This window comes from Sphingobacterium sp. T2 (assembly GCF_000814685.1).
Lineage (GTDB): Bacteria > Bacteroidota > Bacteroidia > Sphingobacteriales > Sphingobacteriaceae > Sphingobacterium > Sphingobacterium thermophilum.
In genome coordinates this window covers 1-6,328 of the sequence record NZ_JXAC01000117.1, presented here as the reverse complement: position 1 = coordinate 6,328, position 6,328 = coordinate 1, and the positions used below count along the sequence as shown (strand labels likewise).

General features: G+C 42.7%; 5 protein-coding genes and 2 pseudogenes. 4 read left to right on the top strand and 3 right to left on the bottom strand.

Annotation, left to right across the window (positions count from 1 at the left end):
* The 4 genes and pseudogenes from SD31_RS08565 to SD31_RS08550 all read left to right on the top strand — a co-directional run.
* A pseudogene (locus tag SD31_RS08565) lies at positions 1-504 on the top strand (S46 family peptidase); the annotation flags it as partial.
* 48 nt (positions 505-552) lie between these two features.
* Positions 553-1,236, top strand: coding sequence for a thioredoxin domain-containing protein (locus tag SD31_RS08560; RefSeq protein ID WP_039053817.1), 684 nt, complete (start codon positions 553-555; stop codon positions 1,234-1,236).
* A gap of 77 nt (positions 1,237-1,313) precedes the next feature.
* Positions 1,314-1,619 (top strand): DUF423 domain-containing protein, encoded by a 306-nt coding sequence (locus SD31_RS08555; RefSeq protein ID WP_231561370.1) that lies wholly within the window; start codon positions 1,314-1,316, stop codon positions 1,617-1,619.
* Positions 1,620-1,662: 43 nt separating this feature from the next.
* Complete coding sequence (locus tag SD31_RS08550) at positions 1,663-2,199, top strand: DUF4256 domain-containing protein (RefSeq protein WP_052258837.1); 537 nt, start codon at positions 1,663-1,665, stop codon at positions 2,197-2,199.
* Between the two features lie 5 nt (positions 2,200-2,204).
* On the opposite strand, the gene SD31_RS08545 is transcribed toward SD31_RS08550, so the two are convergent.
* The 3 genes and pseudogenes from SD31_RS08545 to argS form a co-directional block, all read right to left on the bottom strand.
* The gene (locus SD31_RS08545; RefSeq protein WP_052258839.1) at positions 2,205-3,356 is read right to left on the bottom strand and encodes an aminoacetone oxidase family FAD-binding enzyme; all 1,152 of its coding nucleotides are present in this window, start codon (positions 3,354-3,356) and stop codon (positions 2,205-2,207) included.
* 103 nt (positions 3,357-3,459) lie between these two features.
* A complete protein-coding gene (locus SD31_RS08540; RefSeq protein WP_231561369.1) occupies positions 3,460-4,452 on the bottom strand; it encodes a Gfo/Idh/MocA family oxidoreductase in 993 nt (330 codons plus the stop codon).
* Positions 4,453-4,656: 204 nt separating this feature from the next.
* Positions 4,657-6,225: pseudogene (gene argS / locus SD31_RS08535) on the bottom strand (arginine--tRNA ligase); the annotation flags it as partial.
* Positions 6,226-6,328: the final 103 nt, after the last annotated feature.

Genomic DNA, 6,328 nt, shown 5'->3' with positions numbered 1-6,328 from the left:
CCTTATGGGAGATTATGTTGCTGTAAAGGAAATTTATCAGCAAAAAATTTTATCCCTGACGCCAATTCTACACTACGCCTTACATTCGGTAACATCAAAGGCTATAGCCCTGCCGATGCTACCTATATGGCTCCCTTCACCTCCATCAAAGGCTTAATCGAAAAAGGAAATTCAGGATTACCTGAATTCAGATACCCGCAGGCAATCAAAGAAGCGTGGGAGAAAAAAGACTTCGGCCCTTACGTAAGTAAGAAAACCAATGAAGTGCCTGTAAACATGCTATACAATATGGATACTACGGGAGGAAACTCAGGCTCACCAATCATGAATGCCTATGGCGAGCTGGTAGGTGTCAACTTCGACCGCTCGTACGACGCCACCATCAACGACTTCGCGTGGAATGAAAGCTATAGCCGCTCTATAGGTGTGGATATACGTTATATCTTATGGATTGCCGACAAAATTGACAAGGCACACTTCATCCTGAAAGAAATGGGAATTTAACAGCAAGGAGCCTAAGGCTCCTTGTTTTTTATAGTTTAGAATCACCATATGAAACAAATTATACTTTGCTTATTCGTCTTAGTCTTTCACAGCCTTTCGGCACAGACAAAAATCAGCCCGGAAGAGGCGTATCATATTATAACAAAGAAAGCCAGTAAAATCCAACTGTTGGATGTACGCACACCAACAGAGTTTGAAGAGAAACATCTAGAAAGAGCACTTTCGGTCGATTGGAACAACAGTGCAATCTTTGAAGAGGTCGCAAAGACCTTAAACAAGAAAAAGCCTGTATATGTGTACTGCCGATCAGGCGCCCGCAGTGCCAAAGCAGCTCAAGTTCTTACAGCTCAAGGATTCAACGTCGTGGAAATCGAAGGCGGTATTTTGAATTGGGAAAGCAAAAGTCTTCCTCTTGTCGAAAAAGAAAAACCGATTACCAACATGACATGGGAAGCATATTCCAAAGAAATAGCCAGCAACGATGTTGTCCTGATAGACTTCTATGCGACCTGGTGCCTCCCCTGCAAAAAAATCGAACCTCATATTGACTTTATACAGAAAAACTACAAAGGAAAAGTAAAGGTCCTCAGAATCGACATAGACCAAAACAAACAGTTGATGCAACAGCTACAAATAAGCAGCATTCCTTATTTAGTAATTTATAAACATGGTCAGCAGACTTGGAACTATAGAGGATACATAAAACTCAAAAACATAATTAAACAGCTATAAAATCATGGAAAAAATCACCCTAGTTGCTGCAACTCTTTTCGGAATTTTAGCGATAATTTTGGGAGCATTCGGAGCGCATGCCCTCAAGAAACTTATCTCCACATGAAAAACTGGCCTCCTTCGAAGTCGGTGTACGCTATCAGATGTATTCTGCACTAAGTTTACTAATCTTAGGCTTGCAGTTGAATTTTCAGGAGCATATCACAAAACTAGCTGTATATTGTCTTATTTGTGGCACCATATTATTTTCCTTTAGCATCTATCTCCTATCATTTGCAGAGTATTGGAAAAAGAACTTAAAATTTCTAGGTCCTATCACTCCCTTGGGGGGATTGTTGATGATTACAGGATGGATTTTGTTATTGATTAATTTTATTAAATAAAAATTTCTAATTTTATCTAATAAAACCAATACTAAATTTACTCATGCAACATCCAGAACTACTAAAAACACTTAAAGAGCGGTTTACTAAATATAAACATAGGCATCCGGATATAGGTTGGGATGTCGTCGAACGAAAACTGGTGGACAATCCTTCAAAACTTGAGAGCCTTCGTCAAATGGAAGAAACCGAAGGAGAACCGGACGTCATAAGCTATGATTCAGAGACGGACACTATTATCTTTGCAGACTGTTCGGCAGAAAGTCCCAAAGGAAGACGTAGCCTTTGCTACGACGAAGAAGCTTTGGAATCGCGCAAGCTACATAAACCTGAAGATTCTGCTCTTCACCTTGCACAAATGATGGGGGTCGAAATCATGGATGAGCAGCAATATATCGAACTGCAAAAAATTGGAGAATTTGACCTTAAAACCTCCAGCTGGCTTAAGACGCCTGCCGACATCCGGCAACGCGGAGGAGCAATCTTTGGTGACCGCCGATATGGAAGAGTATTTATATATCACAATGGAGCAGAATCCTATTACGCTGCTCGTGGCTTCCGTGCTATATTAAAAGTGTAAGAATATTAGATATCCTGGGCTATAGCAAAACCGGAAGCCCAGGCCCACTGAAAGTTATAGCCGCCAAGCCAGCCTGTAACATCCACTGCTTCTCCTCCGAAATACAGTCCGGGATATTTCTTGGATTCCAAAGTGCGCGGATTAAGCTCGGAAGTGCTTACACCACCACGCATAACTTCCGCCTTATCGTAGCCTTTGTCTCCTGCCGGCTTCACTCTGAACCTATGGATTGTATCGACTATGGTTTGGGCATCTCCCTTACTTAAAGAAGCAATTTTTATATCTATAGGAAGATATTTTCCCAATGCGTCCACCATCTTTCTGGAAAAGTAGTCGTTCAGCAACTGCCCTACAAGCCTTCGTCCCCCTTTATTTCTTTCCTGCTTAATCAACTCTTCCAAGCGAAAGTTTGGTAACAGATCTATGGTAATGGTCTCTCCGGGCCGCCAATATGATGAAATCTGAAGAATGGCAGGACCACTAAGTCCCCAATGGGTAAACAAGATATTTTCCTCGAAAGAAATCTTATCTTTATATACCTTAGCAAACACTGTATTTCCTGCCAAGGAAGCATACCACTCGGCATCTTTTCCTGTAATAGTCAAAGGCACCAAGGCCGGTGCCGTAGTGACGACCTCAATATCCAGTTGCCGCGCTATACGCAAGGCGAAGTCTGATGCCCCCAATTTATATACCGGTAAACCTCCGGAAGCAAGGACAACCTTCTTGGCCGTAAGCTGCTGTTCTATACCTTCTCTTTCTAAAGTAATACGGTATCCTCCTTGTTTCGTCTTTTGTACTTGCGTTACCAACGTGTTGAGCCAAATATCCTGACCTGTCTCATAGAGTAGTTTGGTAAATGTGGCTACAATATCTTTAGCCTTATTGGAAGAAGGAAACAGCTGTCCCAAAGTTTTTTCCTGAGGTTCAATACCTCCGAAATCCTGAAAAAAGCGAATGGTATCTTCTACAGTCCATTGTGCAAAGACAGCATTTAAAAACTTAGGATTCTGTGACACAAAATTGTCTATGGAAGTGCCTAGGTTGGTGTAGTTACATCTTCCTCCTCCAGAGATCAATATTTTAGCTCCCGGTTTGTCATTCCTCTCCAAAATCAGCGTCTGCTTCCCCAACAAACCGGCGTGGGCAGCACACATCAATCCGCAAGCCCCTCCACCGATAATTATAGCGTCGTAGTTTTTCACTTCCTAAATTTATGCGGGCAAAGATAAGTGCTCTAACGATAATTGACAACTCCATTTAGTAAGCGATTAACTCGCCCGCTACCGGCACTACTCTTTTCTCTTTCCATGAAAGATCGCCCAGCTCCAAGATGCGGATCACGTCCCGAGCCTGTTCTGCAGTGATATATAAGGCTTCTTCTCCACGCAAGGTCGCCACTATATTTTTATAGAAATCCTGTCCGCTCCCTATCTCACTCAACACATATTCATGTATATCCTGTCCATTTTCCAAAAGCGACAACGACCCTTGAATATCTGCCGATTCTACTCCCCAATCCGGCCTTTCTTCGGGGCGTACCCCAGCGCGCAATAGGTTTTCCTGCGGATCTACGCCACGCTTAACGAAAGAACCGTTCATGCCATATATCGCAAAGCGCGGTGTAGGCTCTTTAGCCAACATTTGTCCTTTCAACGTGACCTTGAGTCGAGGATAAGATAAAATATATTCAAAGTCGTCAACAGCCTTTGCCCCGTCCCTTTGTATTCTCAAGTCGGCAAATACGGATTCCGGAGCGCCAAAGAGCTGCAAAGCCTGATCAATAAGATGCGCCCCCAAATCGTAATGAATACCTGAGCCCGGTAGGTTTTCCTCACGCCACGCTCCAGGTCTCAAAAAGTTCCGAAAACGATCAAAACGCGCTTCATAACTTACCACACGCCCTAGCCGACCTTCAGCAAGCACGCGCTTCACCGTCTTAAAGTCGGAATGAAAGCGAGCATTATGATGAACAGACAGTAACAAACCTTTTTGTTTCGCTAAGGCGATCAGCTCGTCAGCCTCACGGCTGGTATTAGTAAAAGGCTTTTCTACGACTACATGTTTTCCTGCCTCCAATGCCTGCTTGGCCAAACTGAAATGCACATCGTTTGAGGTGGCTACCACCACAATGTCTACCTCCGGGTCATTGATGATTTCATCTGCCGACAGCACACCGATAGCGTCAGGATAACGTTCCGCCAGCAGTTTTTGGTGTTCCTCACGACGGGCTGTGACTTTATAGAGCTCCAAATCAGAGTTAACCAGCAATAAAAGGAAGCATGAAAAACATGTCCTCCTATAGAAAATCCTATCAATCCAATTTTATATCTTTTCATAAAAGTTTAGGTGCATATAAGATGCCAAATATAATTACGTCGATATAAAAAAATAATCTAACCGCTACGGCGGTTAGATTATTTTATGCTTTTAAATATACGATTTAAAAAATATATATTACATCCGCTCTGGAACTTTAATTCCCAAAAGACGCATAGATTCCGCTATTATTCTTGCTGCTGAGGCCGACAAAGTAAGACGGAAAGCCTTCACATCCTCATCTTCGGCTTTAAGGATACTTTCCTCATGGTAAAATTTGTTATATAGCTTAGCCACTTCATAAGCATAATTTGCTAATTGTGCAGGACTAAACTCTTTTGCTGAAGCTTCCACTATAAACGGATATTCCGAGAGTGCCTTGATAAGATCCAATTCATAAGATGACAGCCTTCCAGGATTTACTTTTGTCTCATTTTCAACATACCCAGCTTTACGAAGCACGGACTTGATACGGGCGTGTGTATATTGTATAAAAGGTCCCGTATGTCCTTGGAAGTCTACAGACTCGTTAGGGTCGAACAACAAACGTTTTTTAGGATCTACCTTCAAAAGGAAATATTTCAGCGCTCCCATACCTATGGTATGATAAAGCTCTGCCTTTTCTTCCTCTGTAAAATCTTCCGTTTTTCCCAGCTCTTCGGTGCGGGTCTTCGCCGTCTCGATCATTTCTGCCATAAGGTCGTCCGCATCTACCACCGTACCTTCACGCGACTTCATCTTGCCGGAAGGAAGGTCAACCATGCCATACGACAGGTGAAACAAACCGTCAGCCCAAGGTCTTCCCAGCTTTTTAAGGATGGAGAATAAAACTTTGAAATGATAGTCCTGCTCGTTACCTACAACATATATAGACTCATCCATGCCGAACTCATCGAATTTCAGCTGAGCTGTCCCTAAATCTTGTGTAATGTAAACAGAGGTGCCGTCACCACGCAATACCAGCTTTTGGTCCAATCCTTCATCGCTAAGGTCAATCCATACCGAATTGTCCTCTTTCTTGAAGAAAACACCTTTGTCTAGCCCTTCCTGGATGATGTCTTTTCCTAAAAGGTATGTATTCGACTCATAATAATATTTATCGAAGTCCACGCCAAGCTGTTTGTAGGTCGTTTCAAAACCTTCGTACACCCAGTTGTTCATGGTCTTCCAGAGGGAGATAACTTCTTCGTCCCCTGCTTCCCATTTGCGGAGCATCTCCTGTGCTTGCAACATCAATGGAGCATTCTTCTTGCTTCTTCTTCTGATAAACCTTGCGCCTTTAGAGCATCTATCTCCTTTTTATACTCCTTATCGAATACCACATAATATTTTCCGACAAGGTGGTCTCCTTTCATCCCTGTAGATTCCGGTGTTTCGCCGTTGCCAAACTTTTGCCATGCCAACATAGATTTGCAGATGTGTATACCTCGGTCATTCACTAAGTTGGCTTTGATAATATCATAGCCATAGGCTTTTAGGATTTCTGACACCGAATAACCTAAGAGGTTATTGCGTATATGTCCTAAATGCAAAGGCTTATTGGTATTCGGTGAAGAGTACTCCACCATGAGCTTTTTGCCGTTTGCCGGAAATTTACCGAAGTCGGCAGCAGCAATGGTATTGTTTAGTAAGGCTATCCAATAGCTATCGGACAGCGATATATTACAAAAAGCCCTTAATRACATTGAAGGCCGAAATAGCTTCCACATTAGCCTTTGTAGATATTCCATCCCTTATTTCTAGGTTATCCGATGTCCGTTAGGACGTCAGCATGAATTTTTTGGAAAATCGGGTTAACCGGAAAGGTCAC